The organism is Pseudomonas sp. GW458-11-26-14-LB4 (assembly GCF_059423925.1).
Genome location: NZ_JBWKYU010000001.1, coordinates 348,375 through 364,713, shown reverse-complemented (window position 1 = coordinate 364,713; position 16,339 = coordinate 348,375). Strand labels below are relative to the sequence as shown.

The following is a 16,339-nucleotide window of genomic DNA, read 5'->3' as shown; positions in this document are numbered from 1 at the left end:
ATGCGCGCGGATGTGCTGATTGTCGGAGCCGGAATGGTCGGCAGTGCCCTGGCGCTGGCGTTGCAGGGCAGCGGGCTGGAAGTCCTGCTGCTCGACGGCAGCCCGTTGAGCGTCAAATCCTTCAATGGCGATGCACCGTTCGAGCCACGGGTGAGCGCACTGTCGGCGGCCAGCCAGCGGATCCTCGATCGCCTCGGCGTGTGGGATGGCATCGTCAACCGACGCAGCAGCCCTTACACCGACATGCACGTCTGGGACGGCAGCGGCACCGGCCAGATCCACTTCTCGGCCAGCAGCGTGCACGCCGATGTGCTCGGCCATATCGTCGAAAACCGCGTGGTGCAGGATGCCTTGCTCGACCGTCTGCACGATTGCGATATGGGTCTGCTGGCCAACGCGCGACTGGAGCAGATGCGCCGTTCCGGTGACGACTGGCTGCTGACCCTGGCCGATGGCCGCACCTTGCGTGCGCCGCTGGTGATCGCGGCGGACGGCGCCAATTCCGCCGTGCGCCGTCTGACTGGCGTCGCCACTCGCGAGTGGGATTACCTGCACCACGCCATCGTCACCAGCGTGCGCAGCAGCAAACCGCACCGCATGACCGCGTGGCAGCGCTTCACCGATCACGGGCCGCTGGCGTTTTTGCCGCTGGAGCGTGACGGTCAGCAGGACTGGTGCTCGATCGTCTGGTCGACCACGCCAAGCGAAGCCGAACGGCTGATGGCGCTGGATGAGGCGGATTTCTGCCGTGAGCTCGAACGCGCTTTCGAAGGTTGCCTTGGCGACGTCATCAGCGCCGACTCACGCCTGTGCGTGCCGCTGCGTCAACGCCACGCCAAGCGCTACGTGGCAGAAGGGCTGGCACTGATCGGCGATGCCGCACACACCATTCACCCGTTGGCGGGGCAGGGCGTGAACCTCGGCTTTCTCGACGCCGCGGTGCTGGCCGAAGTGCTGTTGCAAGCGCATGAACGCGGCGAACGCCTGGCGGACGTGAAAGTCCTGAGCCGCTACGAACGCCGGCGCATGCCGCACAATCTGGCGCTGATGGCGGCGATGGAAGGCTTCGAGCGGTTGTTCCAGGCAGATCCGTTGCCGCTGCGCTGGTTGCGTAATACCGGGCTGAAAATCGTCGAGCAGATGCCCGAGGCCAAGGCGCTGTTTGTGCGTGAAGCATTGGGGCTGACCGGGGACTTGCCGGCCCTGGCCAAGGCCTGACGACGGTCGTGCAACATCTGGTAACTCCTTGGGAAAGTGATCGATTGAGCTGGTAAATGTGAGTCCTTATCATTTGGGCCACTTTTCCCGACCGAGAGACCGCTCCCATGTTGGCATCCAAGCGTGTTCTGACCGCACTGGCCCTGACCCTGATCGGCAACACTGCCGCCCAGGCCGCCGACGAGGTGGTGGTCTACTCCTCGCGTATCGATGAGCTGATCAAGCCAGTGTTCGATGCCTACACCGCCAAGACCGGGGTGAAGATCAAGTTCATCACCGACAAGGAAGCGCCGCTGATGCAGCGGATCAAGGCCGAAGGCGAGAACGCCACCGCCGACCTGCTGCTGACCGTCGATGCCGGCAACCTCTGGCAGGCCGAGCAGATGGGCATTCTCCAGCCGTTCACTTCGAAAACCATCGACGCCAACATTCCCCTGCAATATCGCTCGTCCAGCCACGCCTGGACCGGCCTGAGCCTGCGCGCGCGGACCATCGCCTATTCCACCGAACGGGTGAAACCGGGCGAGCTGACGACCTACGAAGCATTGGCCGACAAGAACTGGGAAGGCCGCCTGTGCCTGCGCACGGCGAAGAAGGTCTACAACCAGTCGCTGACCGCCACCATGATCGAAGTGCATGGCGCCGAGAAGACCGAGAAGATCCTCAAGGGCTGGGTCAACAACCTGTCCACCGACGTGTTCTCCGACGACGTCGCGGTGCTGGAAGCGATCAATGCCGGCCAGTGTGACGTCGGCATCGTCAACACCTACTATTACGGCCGCCTGCACAAGCAGAAGCCGGAACTGCCGGTAAAACTGTTCTGGCCGAATCAGGCGGATCGTGGCGTACACGTCAATCTGTCGGGCATCGGCCTGACCAAACATGCACCGCATCCGGAAGCCGCCAAGGCACTGGTGGAGTGGATGACCACGCCTGAAGCGCAGAAGATCTTTGCTGACGTGAACCAGGAGTTCCCGGCGAATCCGGCGGTGAAGCCTTCGGAAGAAGTGGCGGCGTGGGGGCAGTTCGTGGCTGATACGCTGCCGGTTGAAGTGGCGGGCAAGCGCCAGGCTGAAGCGATCCGGATGATGGATCGGGCGGGTTGGAATTGAGTCTTTCCTGACAGCACTGTTTGATCGTTCCCACGCTCTGCGGGGGAATGCAGCCCTCGACGCTCTGCGTCGCATCATCGACAGCGTGACGCGGAGCGTCACAGAATGTGTGCCCACGCAGAGCGTGGGCACAATCATTTGAACGAGACTGTTTCCTTGGCCCACCCCGCCCAACGCCGCTGGTATCCCATCGTCTTCGCCATCGCCGCGTTGGTGCTGCTCCCCCTCAGCGTGCTCCTGCTCTCATGGCAAACCATCGACCACCAGATCTGGTCGCACCTCTGGGAAACCCAGATGCCGCGTCTGCTGGGCAACACACTGACACTGGTCTTCGGCGTCGGTGTCGGTGTGACACTGATCGGCGTGAGCCTCGCCTGGCTCACCAGCCTCTGCGAATTCCCCGGTCGCCGCTGGCTCGACTGGGCGCTGATGCTGCCGTTCGCAATCCCGGCCTACGTGCTGGCGTTCGTGTTCGTCGGCCTGCTGGACTTCGCGGGCCCCGTGCAAACCCTGCTGCGCGAATGGTTCGGCACCGGCCTGCGCCTGCCGCGAGTGCGCTCCACCGGCGGGGTGATTCTGGTGCTGGTGCTGGTGTTTTATCCCTACGTCTACCTGCTGGCGCGCACCGCGTTCCTGGCGCAAGGCAAAGGACTGATGGAAGCCGCGCGGGTGCTCGGCCAGTCGCCGTGGCAAGCATTCTGGCGTGTGGCATTGCCGATGGCGCGGCCGGCCATCGGTGCCGGCGTGGCGCTGGCGCTTATGGAAACCCTGGCGGATTTCGGCGCGGTGTCGGTGTTCAATTTCGACACCTTCACCACCGCGATCTACAAGACCTGGTACGGCTTCTTCAGCCTGCCTAGTGCTGCGCAACTGGCCAGCCTGTTGCTGCTGGTGGTGATGCTGGTGCTGTACGGCGAACGCCGCGCGCGAGGCGCCAATCGGGCGAGCAACGAGCGACCACGGGTCAAGGCGCTGTATCACCTGCGCGGGCCCAAGGCCTGGGCGGCGACCGGCTGGTGCAGTCTGGTGTTCGCCTGCGCGTTTGTCATTCCTGTGCTGCAACTGGTGGTGTGGTTCTGGCAGCGCGGGCGATTCGATCTGGATGAGCGCTACGCCGGGCTGATTCTCCACACGTTGTATCTGGGCGGCATGGCGGCGTTGATCACGGTCAGCGTGGCGATGTTGCTGGCCTTCGCCCGGCGTCTGGCGCCTACCCGGGCGATCAATTCTGCGGTCGGTCTGGCCAATCTCGGTTATGCCTTGCCGGGTTCGGTGCTGGCGGTGTCGATCATGCTCGCGTTCAGTTATCTGGATCGGGAGCTGGTGATTCCGCTGTCCGGCTGGCTTGGCGGTGCGGGCAAACCGCTGCTGCTGGGCAGTCTGGCGGCGTTGCTGTTGGCGTATCTGGTGCGGTTCGTGGCGGTGGCCTATGGGCCGCTGGAAAGCAGTCTGGCGCGTATACGGCCCTCTTTGCCTGAAGCGGCACGTAGCCTGGGCGTCAGCGGGCCGCGACTGTTTTTCAAAGTGTATCTGCCGCTGTTGCTGCCCGGCACGCTCAGCGCCGCGTTGCTGGTGTTCGTCGATGTGCTCAAGGAAATGCCCGCAACCCTGCTGATGCGCCCGTTTGGCTGGGACACGCTGGCGGTGCGGATCTTCGAAATGACCAGCGAAGGCGAATGGGCGAGGGCGTCGTTGCCGGCGCTGACCCTGGTGCTGGTCGGCTTGTTGCCGGTCATCGGACTTATTCGCCGTTCGGCGCATCGAAACACTTAGTCGTCAGTCCTGAATCATGCGGCTACAATGCGCGGCATTCGGTGCGGTCCGTCTGACAGACCCTGTCGCTGAAATCGGCTGAAAGCCCTTTTTTACAGGGCTTTCCGATCCGTGCAGCAGCGCTCCGCACCTTCGCCACGCCCGGAAGGAGAAACCCATGGGACAGCGTACGCCTCTGTATGACCTGCATCTCGCCCTCGGCGCGAAGATGGTCGATTTTGGCGGTTGGGACATGCCCCTGCATTACGGCTCGCAGGTCGAGGAACACCATCAGGTGCGCCGCGATTGCGGGGTGTTCGATGTTTCCCACATGACCGTGATCGATGTCACCGGCCCCCAGGCCAAGGCCTGGCTCCAGCATTTGCTGGCCAATGACGTCGAACGCCTGCACAGCCCAGGCCGTGCGTTGTACAGCACCATGCTCAACGAGCGCGGCGGCATCGTCGACGACATGATCGTCTACCGCCTCGAAGACGGTTATCGTCTGGTGGTCAACGCCTCCACCCGCGATCAGGACCTGGCCTGGATGCAGGCACAGCTGGGCAGCTTCGATGTGCATATGCACGAACGCTCCGAGCTGGCGATGCTCGCCATTCAAGGCCCCCATGCCCGGCACAAGATTGCCGAACTGGTGACCCAGTCCCGCGCCAACCTGATCCAGATGCTCAAGCCTTTCGAAGGTCACATCGACGGCGACTGGTTCATCGCGCGCACGGGTTACACCGGTGAGGACGGTCTGGAAATCGCCCTGCCAGCCGATCAGGCCCCCGGATTCTTCAACGATCTGGTGGGCGCCGGCATTTCCCCCATCGGCCTTGGTGCCCGCGACACGCTGCGGGTCGAAGCCGGCATGAACCTCTACGGTCAGGACATCCACCAGGACGTTTCGCCCCTGGCCTCGAACATGGCCTGGAGTATCGCCTGGGAACCGGCCACGCGCCGCTTCATCGGTCGCGACGCGCTGGAAGCGGAAAAAACCGCCGGCGTGCAGCACAAACTGGTCGGCCTGGTGCTTGAGGAACGCGGGGTTTTGCGGGCGCATCAGGTGGTTCGTATCGCTGATGTTGGCGAAGGGGAGATCACCAGTGGTAGTTTCTCTCCTACGCTTAGCAAGTCGATTGCCCTGGCGCGTGTACCGATGGCGACTGCCGACCGCGCCGAAGTGGAAATCCGTGGCAAGTGGTATCCGGTACGCGTGGTCAAACCGACCTTTGTCCGTCACGGCAAAACCTTGATCTAAACCTTTTCCGGCGGGCACGACCGCTGACAATTTCTTGAGGACACCGAGCATGAGCAACATCCCAGCTGAACTGCGTTTTGCCGAAAGTCATGAATGGGCGCGTCTGGAAGCCGACGGCTCCGTCACCGTGGGCATCAGCGATCACGCCCAGGAAGCGTTGGGTGATGTGGTGTTCGTTGAACTGACCGAAGTGGGTAAGGTTTTCGCTGCCGAAGACCAGGCCGGTGTCGTTGAGTCGGTGAAAGCCGCTTCCGATATCTACGCTCCGATCAGCGGTGAAGTGATTGCCGTCAACGAAGAGCTGAGCGGCTCGCCGGAGCTGCTGAACTCTGATCCTTACGGTGCCTGGATCTTCAAGCTCAAGCCAAGCGACAAGGCCGAGCTGGACAAGCTGCTCGACGCTGCCGGCTACAAGGCTGCCATCGGCGAATAAGCTGCAGGCCAGACCCCAAAGCCCCGACCCGTCGGGGCTTTTTTCTGCCCGGGACTTTGGCCGTCGGGGTGGCTGCTATGCTGGTTTGACCGTGTTGCATTGACGCCGAGCCGCCAGCCAAGAGAGAGCCCGTCATGTCCCAGTTGCCATCCTTGAGCCAGTTACGCGATCCCCATGCCTTTCTGCGCCGCCACCTCGGCCCCGATGCCGCCGAGCAACAGGCGATGCTCGACAGCCTCGGCCTCGGCAGCCGGGTCGAACTGATCGAACAGACCGTGCCGCCGGGCATTCGCCTCAACCGCGAGCTGGACCTGCCGCCGGCGCTGGACGAACAGGCGGCGCTGGCAAAGCTGCGCGGTTATGCCGAGCAGAACCAGGTCTGGACCAGCCTGATCGGCATGGGCTACCACGGCACCCTGACCCCGACCGTCATCCTGCGCAACGTGCTGGAAAATCCCGGCTGGTACACCGCCTACACGCCTTACCAACCGGAAATCGCCCAAGGCCGGCTCGAAGCGTTGCTCAACTTTCAGCAACTGACCATCGACCTCACCGGCCTTGAACTGGCCAATGCTTCGCTGCTCGATGAAGCCACCGCTGCGGCGGAAGCCATGGCCCTGGCCAAGCGCGTGGCGAAGTCGAAAAGCAATCTGTTCTTCGTCGACGAAAACTGTCATCCACAAACCATTTCCGTGGTGCAGACCCGCGCCGAAGGCTTCGGCTTCGAGCTGATCGTCGACGCTGTGGACAACTTGAAGCAGCACCAGGTGTTCGGCGCACTGCTGCAATACCCCGACACCCACGGCGAAGTCCGCGACCTGCGGCCACTGATCGATCACCTGCACGCGCAGCAGGCGCTGGCCTGCGTGGCGGCCGATCTGCTCAGTCTGTTGCTGCTGACCCCGCCGGGCGAACTGGGTGCCGACGTGGTGTTCGGTTCATCCCAGCGCTTCGGCGTGCCGATGGGTTACGGCGGCCCGCACGCGGCGTTTTTCGCCAGTCGCGAAGAATACAAACGGGCGATTCCCGGCCGGATCATCGGTGTGTCGAAAGATGCCCGCGGCAATGTCGCGCTGCGTATGGCCCTGCAAACCCGCGAACAGCACATTCGCCGGGAGAAGGCCAATTCGAACATCTGCACCGCCCAGGTGTTGCTGGCCAACATCGCCAGTTTCTACGCGGTCTATCACGGCCCGGAAGGGTTGAAACGAATCGCCCAGCGGGTGCACCGGCTGACCTGCATTCTCGCCGCCGGGCTTGAACGCCACGGCATCCAGCGCCTCAACCAATATTTCTTCGACACCCTCACGCTGGACGTGGGCGGCGCGCAAACCGCGATCATCGAAAGCGCCCAGGCCGCGCAGATCAACCTGCGCATCCTCGGTCGTGGCCAACTCGGTCTGAGCCTCGACGAGACCTGTGATGAAAACACCGTGGCAAGACTGTTCGATGTGCTGCTGGGCGCCGATCACGGGTTGAGCGTCGATGAGCTCGACGCCGAGACGCTGGCTTCCGGCATTCCCGACACGCTGCAGCGCAGCACGCCTTACCTGCGTCACCCGGTGTTCAACGCCCACCACAGCGAAACCGAGATGCTGCGCTACCTCAAGCAGCTGGAGAACAAGGATCTGGCGCTCAACCAGTCGATGATCCCGCTGGGCTCCTGCACCATGAAACTCAACGCCACCAGCGAGATGATCCCGATCACCTGGCCGCAATTCGCCAACCTGCACCCGTTCGTGCCCCGGGAGCAGGCCGTTGGTTACACGCTGATGATCGAGGAACTGGAGCGCTGGCTGTGCGCAATTACCGGGTTCGATGCGATCTGCATGCAGCCCAACTCCGGCGCCCAGGGCGAGTACGCCGGGCTGCTGGCAATCCGCAAATATCACGAGAGCCGCCAGCAGGGTGGACGGGATATCTGCCTGATTCCTTCTTCGGCCCACGGCACCAACCCGGCCTCGGCGCAGATGGCCGGGATGCGCGTGGTGATTGTCGAGTGTGACGACGCCGGCAACGTCGATCTGGAGGACTTGAAAGCCAAGGCGTCCGAGGCCGGGGGCAAGTTGTCGTGCCTGATGGCGACCTACCCGTCGACTCATGGTGTGTACGAGGAAGGCATCAGCGAAATCTGCGAAGTTATCCACAAGCACGGCGGCCAGGTGTACATGGACGGCGCCAACCTCAACGCTCAGGTCGGGCTGGCGCGGCCTGCGGACATCGGTGCCGACGTGTCGCACATGAACCTGCACAAGACCTTCTGCATTCCCCACGGCGGAGGCGGGCCGGGTATGGGGCCGATTGGCGTGCGTGCGCACCTGGCGCCGTTCGTCGCCAATCATCCGGTGGTGCCGATCGAAGGGCCGCAACCGCAGAACGGTGCGGTCAGTGCCGCGCCGTGGGGCAGCGCAAGCATTCTGCCGATCAGCTGGATGTACATCGCGATGATGGGGCCGCAATTGGCGGATGCCAGTGAGGTGGCGATCCTTGCTGCGAATTACCTGGCACAGCATCTGTCCGGTGCTTTCCCCGTTCTGTACACCGGTCGCAACGAGCGGGTCGCCCACGAATGCATTCTGGATCTGCGGCCACTCAAGGCTGCCACCGGCATCAGCGAGGAAGACGTCGCCAAGCGCCTGATGGATTACGGCTTCCACGCGCCGACCATGTCATTCCCGGTGCCAGGCACTTTGATGGTCGAGCCGACCGAAAGCGAGTCCAAGGCCGAACTGGATCGCTTCATCGGCGCGATGCTGAGCATTCGTGCAGAAATCACTGAGGTGCAAAACGGCAACTGGCCGGCCGAGGACAACCCGCTCAAACGGGCGCCGCATACCCTGGCCGATATCACCGGCGTGTGGGAGCGGCCGTACAGCATCGAGCAGGGCATCACGCCGGATGCGCACACCAAAGCGCACAAATATTGGCCGGCGGTGAACCGGGTCGATAACGTCTACGGCGACCGCAACCTGTTCTGCGCCTGCGTACCGGTGGACGATTACCGCTGAACAGCGGGCAAAAAAATGCCGCTCGTGTGAGCGGCATTTTTGTCTGTCCGGAAGGTTATTCCGACGCCACGGCGTTCTTCGCCAGGATCGCGTTCGCCAGTTCCATGTCCGTTGCCTGCAGGCCAGGGTTGTCGGCGCGGACTTTCTGCATCGCGGCTTCCAGGTACGGGCCACGGATGCCGCCGTCGCTGGCGACGAAGCTGCCGGCGTCGTCCTGGGCGGCAACGATCAGTTTGTGATCCTTGAAGGTCAGGTAGGTCGAACCGGTGGTGGCACCGGACGAAATGACGTTACGCCAAAAGCTGTCGGCCATTGCCGAACCGACGGGCAGAGACAGCAGGGCAAGGGTGGCGACAGCAAGTTTGAGACGCATGTTGGGTGACTCCACTGGTGTTGAATAACCGGTTGGATCGCCGTTTCCCCGATCCGGTTCCGTGAGCGGCTATTTCTGCTCGCTCTGTGGTGTCACCCGCAGCACTTCCTCAAGGGTTGTCAGCCCCGCCGCAATTTTCTGCGCGCCGGACAATCGCAGGCTGCGCATGCCTTCCTTGAATGCCTGACGACGGATCGCGGTGAGATCGGTGTCGGGGCTGATCAAGGCCTTGAGGCTGTCGCTCAGTTGCATGATTTCGTAGACCCCGGCGCGCCCGTGATAACCGGTGTCGCGACACTCCAGGCAACCGATGGCCCGTTGCGCATTGCCCGGCAGCGGCGCCTGCCACGGCCGGGTCAGGGTTTGCCAGTCTTCTTCGTCCAGCGTCAGCGGCGCCTTGCAGTGCGGGCACAGGGTTCGCACCAGTCGTTGCGCCATCACACCGAGCACGGTGGCCTTGATCAGGTAATGCGGCACGCCGAGTTCCAGCAGACGGCTGATGGCGCTCGGCGCGTCGTTGGTGTGCAGGGTCGAGAGTACCAGGTGTCCGGTCAATGCCGCCTGAATCGCCATTTCTGCGGTTTCCAGGTCGCGGATCTCGCCGATCATGATGATGTCCGGGTCTTGTCGCATCAGCGCCCGCACGCCGGCGGCGAACGTCAGGTCGATGTTGTGCTGGACCTGCATCTGGTTGAAGGCCGGCTCGACCATCTCGATCGGGTCTTCGATGGTGCAGAGGTTGACCTCGGGCGTCGCCAGTTTTTTCAGCGTGGTGTACAGCGTGGTGGTCTTGCCGGAACCGGTCGGGCCGGTCACCAGAATGATGCCGTTGGGCTGGCGGGTCATGTCCTGCCAGCGGCGCAGATCGTCGGCGGAAAAACCGAGCTGATCGAAATCCTTGAGCAGCACTTCCGGGTCGAAGATCCGCATCACCATTTTTTCGCCGAACGCGGTGGGCAGGGTCGACAGGCGCAACTCGACTTCGCCGCCGTCCGGGGTCTTGGTCTTGACCCGGCCGTCCTGGGGTTTGCGCTTCTCGGCGACGTTCATCCGGCCAAGGCTTTTCAGGCGGCTGACGATGGCCATCGTCACCTGCGGCGGGAATTGATAGACGTTGTGCAGCACGCCGTCGATGCGAAAGCGAACGGTGCCTTGATCGCGCCGGGGTTCGATGTGGATGTCGCTCGCCCGCTGCTGGAAGGCGTACTGGAACAGCCAGTCGACGATGTTGACGATGTGCGCGTCGTTGGCGTCCGGTTCCTGATCGCTGGCGCCGAGGTTGAGCAGTTGTTCGAAGTTGCCGAGGTTGCCGCTCTGCGCATCGGCATTGCTGGCGCCGCTGACCGATTTGGCGAGGCGGAAGAATTCGACGCTGAAACGCTGAATGTCCGCCGGGTTGGCCACCACCCGTTTGATCGGCAGTTTCAGCACGTGAGTCAGATCGGCCTCCCAGCCGCTGACGTAGGGCTGGGCGCTGGCCACGGTGACCGCGTCGCGGTCGACCGACACCGCGAGGATCTTGTGGCGCTGGGCAAAGGCATAGGACATCAGCGGCGTGATGGCGGCGACGTTGATCTTCAGCGGATCGATCCGCAGGTACGGCTGGCCGGCCTGCTGCGCCAGCCACAGGGTCAGGCTTTCCAGGTCGAGGTGTTTGCCCGGACGGCTGAGGTCGTCCAGTTGCTGGCTGGCGATGAATTCCAGCGGATGCTTCTGGCCGTGGGCGGCATGTCGGCGCCGGGCATTCAGCGCCTGCTCGGCCGAGTCCTGGCAGATGAAACCTTGGGCGACCAGTTCACGCAGTACCTCATTGAGATCCAGCCAGCGGTCCTGAGTGGCGAGTTGAACGGACATGCGGGCTCCTTTTGAACGACAGTGCGCAAAGGATAGTCGTGGCCCCGCCGACCGTTGGGCCACTACCCGACGAAGACGTTTCGGTTCTTGTCAGCCGGCCGCCTGCGCCGGTGCATCCCACGCCGCGTCGGGGTTTTGCATGTTCACCGAGCAGACGCTGATCAGGTTACGAAGTTTTTCCGCGATCACCTGGGCGCGGTGCCAGCTCAGGCCACCCATGACGATGTCGATCGACAGCAGATCGTCCAGCCGCTGGACATTCACCTGTTCCGGGGTGAGGCACTGCAAGGCGAACAGATTCAGGACCCGCACCAGCAAATCCGGCTCGGCCTCGGCCAGGATCTGATACTGCGCAAGGCAATGCGCGTTGCTGGCGTTCCACACATCGGCACGGGGCGCAGGGGTGTTGACGGATTCGAGGTGTGGCATGGGAGGTCTCCGGAATCAGTGGGGGAATTTTTACATCCGATGCCGGGCATTTCTTGTCTAATATGAGCTGATCAGGCGGTTGATTGGTGGAATCAATTCGCTATTGGCTTCTTTTGAGGATTATTTATGCACAGCGAGCTGGACAGCTACGACCGGCGCATTCTCGCCCTGCTGCAAGAGGACGCTTCCTTGTCCAGCGCACAGATCGCCGAGCAGGTGGGGCTGTCGCAATCGCCGTGCTGGCGACGGATTCAGCGGATGAAGGAGGAGGGGATCATTCGTGGTCAGGTGACTTTGCTCGATCGCAAGAAGATCGGCCTGAACACGCAGATCTTCGCCGAGATCAAACTCAACGCCCACGGTCGTTCGAACTTCACCGAATTCACCGAGGCGATTCGCGGTTTTCCCGAAGTTCTGGAGTGTTACGTGCTGATGGGAGCGGTGGATTTTCTGTTGCGGATTGTCGCGGCGGACATCGAGGCTTATGAGCGGTTCTTCTTCGAGAAGCTGTCACTGGTGCCGGGGATTCAGGAAGTGAACTCGATTGTGGCGTTGTCTGAGATCAAGTCCACGACCAGTTTGCCGGTACTGCGCTGATCACGCGGGGGATGATCGTTCCCACGCTCCGCGTGGGAATGCAGCCCGGGACGCTCCGCGTCCCAAAGCGGACGCAGAGCGTCCATTGAGGCATTCCCACGCAGACGGTTCGACGCCTCGACGTGGGAACGATCACAGCTGGCTTGCCAGCGATGGCGGTGTTACATGCGCAGCAGCATTTTCCAGGCGCGGTTCTGGTACACCGCAATCGCCTGATGCTTGCGCGCATCGAGCAGTTCGTCGGTGATGGTCGGCTCGTTGGCCAGTTGCGCCAGTTTGTTCAGCTCGCCGTACAGCCGATCCATTTCCGGGATCTCCAGCACGTTGCGCGCGTGGTGCAGCCAGACCTGTATGCGTTCAATGCGCGGCAGTTGCTCGGCCAGATCTTCCGGCTGCTGCTGATAACGCTGCAATTGCAGCGAAGTGGCTTCTTCGCCCAGCAGGCGCGGCAGCCAGCTTTGCAACTGCGCGGCACCCTGGCGATTGCCACGGGTGTTGCGGTCAGCCGTCCAGGTGCGGGCCAGCAACCAGCGCGAAGCGTTCAGCGAGAACAGGCCCCAGCGCGGATCTTCCAGCTCTTCGAGGAACTGCTCCGGTGCGGCTTTGCGCACGTCTTCGTCTTCGATGCCGACCTGCACCAGCGGGCGCCAGTCTTCCAGCAGGGCATCCAGCGCCACGCGCAAGTCGTGGGTCGACGGACGCGGTGCGGCCTGGCCGAGGCTGCTCAGCAGGGCACGCATTTCCGCGAGGTTCTCGACCCAGTCCTGCAACAGGCGCCAGTGGCCGTTGAAGCGATACTGTTCGGCCAGACGCTGGCTGCTGCCCAGCAAGTGCCAGGCCAGGGCGGCGAAGGCGTCGTCCAGCGGGGTTTCAGCGGTAATGGCCGGCGCCGGCAGGCTCAGCGAGTAGCTGTTGGCGTCGTACAGGCGGTAGCCGCGCTCGGCCTTGCTGATGTCGCACGGCATCAGGGCCAGGGTTTCGGCCAGCTCGGCGGCCAGTTCCAGCAGCGCGGCAGGTTCGCCTTCGCGCAGTTCCAGTTCCAGCTCGCAGATTTCTTCTTTCTGCTTGCCGACCACCACGTGGCCCAGGTCCAGCGCGGCTTCGATGACCACTTTGGTCTTGCCACGGCCCCAGGCGATTTCGGCGCGCTCGCGGACGAAATCGGTGGTGAAGATCGGCTTCAGGGTTTTCTTGTCCAGCTCGGCGAGGGACTCGGGCCAGCATTCGCCGTCGAGTTTCTTCACGTCGAGCTTGGCTTTGGGCAGGTTCCAGTCGTACTCGTTACGCTCGGACAGACCGGCGACGCTCTGGCCACGGGTCTTGAGGGTCTGAATCACTTCTTCGCCGTCCTTGCGCAGGCGCAGGGCAACCTTGGCCCGGGCCAGGTCACGCTCAGGCGTGTCGAAGTACTGATTCATCAACTCACGGCGTTCCCAGCCACTTTTGTTGCGTTTTTTCAGGAGAGGGTGCTCGCGCAGGGCGGCGAGGGTTTCGCGGCTGACGCGGAGTTTGATTTCGGTTTCTTTCTGCATGGCCGGAAAATCCAGGATCGGGAGCGCAGCCGGGGGAATGTGTGGCTGCCAAGGCCGTGCAGTGTACAGGACTGAACCTTCCTACGCTTTGCGGCGGTTTATTCTCGGCGCCGGATGGTTCTATGATGAACCTCAATCCGGGAGTTGGAGTCAGCGATGCCTTTGCCGTCCATGCAAGACCAGTTCGCTGCACTGATCGCCGCGCCGTCGGTCAGTTGCACTCAGCCGCGGCTCGATCAGTCCAACCGGGCGGTGATCGATCTGCTCGCGGGCTGGCTCGGCGACCTCGGTTTCAGCTGCGACATCCAGCAGGTCAGCTCCGGAAAATTCAACCTGCTCGCCAGTTTCGGCAGCGGACCCGGCGGGCTGGTGCTGGCCGGGCACAGCGACACGGTGCCGTACGACGATGCGCTGTGGAAAACCGATCCGCTGAAACTCACCGAAGTCGACGGCCGCTGGGTCGGCCTCGGCAGCTGCGACATGAAGGGCTTTTTCGCCCTGATCATCGAAGCCGTGCAACCGCTGCTCGATCAGCCATTCAAACAACCGCTGCTGATCCTCGCCACCTGCGATGAAGAAAGCTCGATGTCCGGTGCCCGTGCGCTGGCCGAGGCGGGGCGACCGCTGGGCCGGGCGGCGGTGATCGGCGAGCCGACCGGGCTCAAACCAATCCGCATGCACAAAGGCATCATGATGGAGCGCATCGATATCCTTGGGCAGAGCGGCCATTCGTCGGATCCGCGCCTGGGGCACAGCGCCCTCGAAGCGATGCACGATGCCATCGGCGAACTGCGCGGCCTGCGCCTGCTGTGGCAGCGCGAATTCAACAACCCGCAGTTCAGCGTGCCGCAGCCGACCATGAACTTCGGCTGTATCCACGGGGGCGACAACCCCAACCGCATCTGCGGTCAGTGTTCGCTGGAGTTCGACCTGCGGCCGTTGCCGGGAATGGACCCCAAGCTCTTGCGCAGCGAGATTCTGCGCAGGCTCAACCCGGTCGCCGAACGCCATCAGGTGAAAATCGATTACGCGCCGCTGTTTCCCGAAGTGCCGCCGTTCGAGCAGGCCGAAGACGCGGAACTGGTGCGAATTGCCGAAAAACTCACCGGCCATACGGCCGAAGCGGTAGCGTTCGGCACCGAAGCGCCTTATCTTCAGCGCCTTGGCTGCGAAACCATCGTGCTCGGCCCTGGCGACATCGCCTGTGCGCACCAGCCGGACGAGTACCTCGAAATGTCACGTTTGCAGCCTACCGTGCATCTATTGCGGCAGTTGATCGAACATTACTGTCTCAAAGCTGTATAAATTGCCCACACACCCACCCGTATTCATGAGGAGAGCGCGCGTGTCGCCAAGCCTGTTCCGACGATAACCATCAGCCCGCTGTGCGTTTTCCGTTCTGCCCTTTTTCCGGCTGCTATTTATTACAGGCCCAGGTTCATGCCCGAATACGTCAATTGGCTTCGCCACGCGTCTCCTTATATCAATGCTCACCGCGATTGCACCTTCGTTGTCATGCTTCCGGGCGACGGCGTGGAGCATCCGAATTTCGGCAACATCGTCCATGACATCGTGCTGCTGCACAGCCTCGGCGTGCGGCTGGTGCTGGTTCATGGTTCCCGTCCGCAGATTGAAACCCGTCTTGCCGCCCGCGGCCTGACCCCGCATTACCACCACGGCATGCGCATCACCGATGCCGCGACGCTGGAGTGCGTGATCGACGCGGTCGGCCAGTTGCGCATCGCTATCGAAGCGCGGCTGTCGATGGACATGGCTTCGTCGCCGATGCAGGGCTCGCGCCTGCGGGTAGCCAGCGGCAACCTTGTTACGGCGCGGCCGATCGGCGTGCTGGAAGGCGTCGACTACCATCACACCGGCGAAGTGCGCCGGGTCGACCGCAAAGGCATCAACCGCCTGCTCGACGAGCGCTCCATCGTGCTGCTGTCGCCGCTGGGTTATTCGCCGACCGGTGAAATTTTCAACCTGGCCTGCGAAGACGTCGCCACTCGCGCCGCCATCGATCTGGGTGCCGACAAGCTGCTGCTGTTCGGCGCCGACCTCGGTCTGATCGACGAAAACGGCAAACTGGTGCGCGAGCTGCGTCCGCAGCAGGTGCCGGCGCATTTGCAGCGTCTGGGCAGCAACTATCAGGCGGAACTGCTGGATGCCGCCGCTGAAGCCTGCCGTGGCGGTGTGGCGCGCAGCCATATCGTCAGTTATGCCGAGGATGGTGCGCTGCTGACCGAACTGTTCACCCGTGACGGTGGCGGTACGCTGGTGGCCCAAGAGCAATTCGAACTGGTGCGCGAGGCGGCGATCGAAGACGTCGGCGGTTTGCTCGATCTGATCAGCCCGCTGGAAGAGCAGGGCATTCTGGTGCGTCGCTCGCGCGAAGTGCTGGAACGCGAAATCGAGCAGTTCAGCGTGGTCGAGCGTGAAGGGATGATCATCGCCTGTGCGGCGCTGTATCAGATTGCCGATTCGGATGCCGGCGAGCTGGCGTGCCTGGCGGTGAATCCCGAGTATCGCCATGGCGGTCGCGGCGACGAATTGCTCGAACGCATCGAGACCCGTGCCCGGGCGCAGGGTTTGAAGACTCTGTTCGTTCTCACCACCCGCACTGCCCACTGGTTCCGCGAGCGCGGTTTCGAACCGAGCAGCGTCGAGCGCCTGCCGGCAGCTCGGGCTTCTCTCTATAACTATCAGCGCAATTCGAAGATCTTCGAAAAGTCTTTGTGATGTGTAATTGCCCCCACGGGGTACGTGGGGG

General features: G+C 62.8%; 13 protein-coding genes. 9 read left to right on the top strand and 4 right to left on the bottom strand.

Annotated elements, in window-relative coordinates; all coding sequences use genetic code 11:
* The 6 genes from AC07XZ_RS01635 (at position 1) to gcvP (ending at position 8,784) form a co-directional block, all read left to right on the top strand.
* The gene (locus AC07XZ_RS01635) at positions 1–1,218 is read left to right on the top strand and encodes a 2-octaprenyl-3-methyl-6-methoxy-1,4-benzoquinol hydroxylase (protein ID WP_173892822.1); all 1,218 of its coding nucleotides are present in this window, start codon (positions 1–3) and stop codon (positions 1,216–1,218) included.
* A 107-nt stretch (positions 1,219–1,325) separates the two neighbouring features.
* A complete protein-coding gene (locus AC07XZ_RS01630; RefSeq protein WP_102685831.1) occupies positions 1,326–2,330 on the top strand; it encodes an extracellular solute-binding protein in 1,005 nt (334 codons plus the stop codon).
* Positions 2,331–2,486: 156 nt separating this feature from the next.
* Positions 2,487–4,103 carry an ABC transporter permease gene (locus tag AC07XZ_RS01625; RefSeq protein ID WP_102685830.1) on the top strand — a complete coding sequence of 539 codons (1,617 nt, stop codon included), beginning with the start codon at positions 2,487–2,489 and terminating at the stop codon, positions 4,101–4,103.
* Between the two features lie 157 nt (positions 4,104–4,260).
* Positions 4,261–5,343, top strand: a complete 1,083-nt coding sequence (gene gcvT / locus AC07XZ_RS01620; RefSeq protein ID WP_102685829.1) for a glycine cleavage system aminomethyltransferase GcvT — start codon at positions 4,261–4,263, stop codon at positions 5,341–5,343.
* 49 nt (positions 5,344–5,392) lie between these two features.
* Positions 5,393–5,776 carry a glycine cleavage system protein GcvH gene (gcvH, locus tag AC07XZ_RS01615; RefSeq protein WP_102685828.1) on the top strand — a complete coding sequence of 128 codons (384 nt, stop codon included), beginning with the start codon at positions 5,393–5,395 and terminating at the stop codon, positions 5,774–5,776.
* A gap of 134 nt (positions 5,777–5,910) precedes the next feature.
* Positions 5,911–8,784 (top strand): aminomethyl-transferring glycine dehydrogenase, encoded by a 2,874-nt coding sequence (gene gcvP / locus AC07XZ_RS01610; protein WP_102685827.1) that lies wholly within the window; start codon positions 5,911–5,913, stop codon positions 8,782–8,784.
* 55 nt (positions 8,785–8,839) lie between these two features.
* On the opposite strand, the gene AC07XZ_RS01605 is transcribed toward gcvP, so the two are convergent.
* The 3 genes from AC07XZ_RS01605 to AC07XZ_RS01595 all read right to left on the bottom strand — a co-directional run bounded on the left by AC07XZ_RS01605 (position 8,840) and on the right by AC07XZ_RS01595 (position 11,440).
* Positions 8,840–9,157 carry a DUF2388 domain-containing protein gene (locus tag AC07XZ_RS01605; protein ID WP_007951791.1) on the bottom strand — a complete coding sequence of 106 codons (318 nt, stop codon included), beginning with the start codon at positions 9,155–9,157 and terminating at the stop codon, positions 8,840–8,842.
* A gap of 69 nt (positions 9,158–9,226) precedes the next feature.
* Positions 9,227–11,011: a type IV pilus assembly ATPase TfpB gene (gene tfpB, locus AC07XZ_RS01600; RefSeq protein ID WP_102685826.1), complete on the bottom strand. Its 1,785-nt coding sequence runs from the start codon at positions 11,009–11,011 to the stop codon at positions 9,227–9,229.
* A gap of 90 nt (positions 11,012–11,101) precedes the next feature.
* A complete protein-coding gene (locus AC07XZ_RS01595; protein ID WP_102685825.1) occupies positions 11,102–11,440 on the bottom strand; it encodes an ACT-like domain-containing protein in 339 nt (112 codons plus the stop codon).
* A 126-nt stretch (positions 11,441–11,566) separates the two neighbouring features.
* Between AC07XZ_RS01595 and AC07XZ_RS01590 the strand changes: the two genes are divergently transcribed.
* Positions 11,567–12,037 (top strand): Lrp/AsnC family transcriptional regulator, encoded by a 471-nt coding sequence (locus AC07XZ_RS01590; RefSeq protein WP_007951785.1) that lies wholly within the window; start codon positions 11,567–11,569, stop codon positions 12,035–12,037.
* Between the two features lie 161 nt (positions 12,038–12,198).
* On the opposite strand, the gene AC07XZ_RS01585 is transcribed toward AC07XZ_RS01590, so the two are convergent.
* On the bottom strand, positions 12,199–13,569 hold the full coding sequence (locus AC07XZ_RS01585) for a CYTH domain-containing protein (RefSeq protein WP_007951783.1): 1,371 nt from the start codon (positions 13,567–13,569) through the stop codon (positions 12,199–12,201).
* Between the two features lie 156 nt (positions 13,570–13,725).
* Here AC07XZ_RS01585 and argE point away from each other — a divergent pair, with 156 nt between their 5' ends.
* The gene (argE, locus tag AC07XZ_RS01580; RefSeq protein WP_102685824.1) at positions 13,726–14,874 is read left to right on the top strand and encodes an acetylornithine deacetylase; all 1,149 of its coding nucleotides are present in this window, start codon (positions 13,726–13,728) and stop codon (positions 14,872–14,874) included.
* Positions 14,875–15,009: 135 nt separating this feature from the next.
* Positions 15,010–16,308 (top strand): amino-acid N-acetyltransferase, encoded by a 1,299-nt coding sequence (argA, locus tag AC07XZ_RS01575; RefSeq protein ID WP_007951778.1) that lies wholly within the window; start codon positions 15,010–15,012, stop codon positions 16,306–16,308.
* The last annotated feature ends 31 nt before the right edge of the window (positions 16,309–16,339 follow it).

Excerpts from the sequence above, each read along its gene's own strand:
- AC07XZ_RS01635 (WP_173892822.1), top strand. The coding sequence starts at position 1 with ATGCGCGCGGATGTGCTGATTGTCGGAGCCGGAATGGTCGGCAGTGCC.
- AC07XZ_RS01630 (WP_102685831.1), top strand. The coding sequence starts at position 1,326 with ATGTTGGCATCCAAGCGTGTTCTGACCGCACTGGCCCTGACCCTGATC.
- gcvT (WP_102685829.1), top strand. The coding sequence starts at position 4,261 with ATGGGACAGCGTACGCCTCTGTATGACCTGCATCTCGCCCTCGGCGCG.
- gcvH (WP_102685828.1), top strand. The coding sequence starts at position 5,393 with ATGAGCAACATCCCAGCTGAACTGCGTTTTGCCGAAAGTCATGAATGG.
- gcvP (WP_102685827.1), top strand. The coding sequence starts at position 5,911 with ATGTCCCAGTTGCCATCCTTGAGCCAGTTACGCGATCCCCATGCCTTT.
- AC07XZ_RS01605 (WP_007951791.1), bottom strand. The coding sequence starts at position 9,157 with ATGCGTCTCAAACTTGCTGTCGCCACCCTTGCCCTGCTGTCTCTGCCC.
- tfpB (WP_102685826.1), bottom strand. The coding sequence starts at position 11,011 with ATGTCCGTTCAACTCGCCACTCAGGACCGCTGGCTGGATCTCAATGAG.
- AC07XZ_RS01595 (WP_102685825.1), bottom strand. The coding sequence starts at position 11,440 with ATGCCACACCTCGAATCCGTCAACACCCCTGCGCCCCGTGCCGATGTG.
- AC07XZ_RS01590 (WP_007951785.1), top strand. The coding sequence starts at position 11,567 with ATGCACAGCGAGCTGGACAGCTACGACCGGCGCATTCTCGCCCTGCTG.
- AC07XZ_RS01585 (WP_007951783.1), bottom strand. The coding sequence starts at position 13,569 with ATGCAGAAAGAAACCGAAATCAAACTCCGCGTCAGCCGCGAAACCCTC.
- argE (WP_102685824.1), top strand. The coding sequence starts at position 13,726 with ATGCCTTTGCCGTCCATGCAAGACCAGTTCGCTGCACTGATCGCCGCG.
- argA (WP_007951778.1), top strand. The coding sequence starts at position 15,010 with ATGCCCGAATACGTCAATTGGCTTCGCCACGCGTCTCCTTATATCAAT.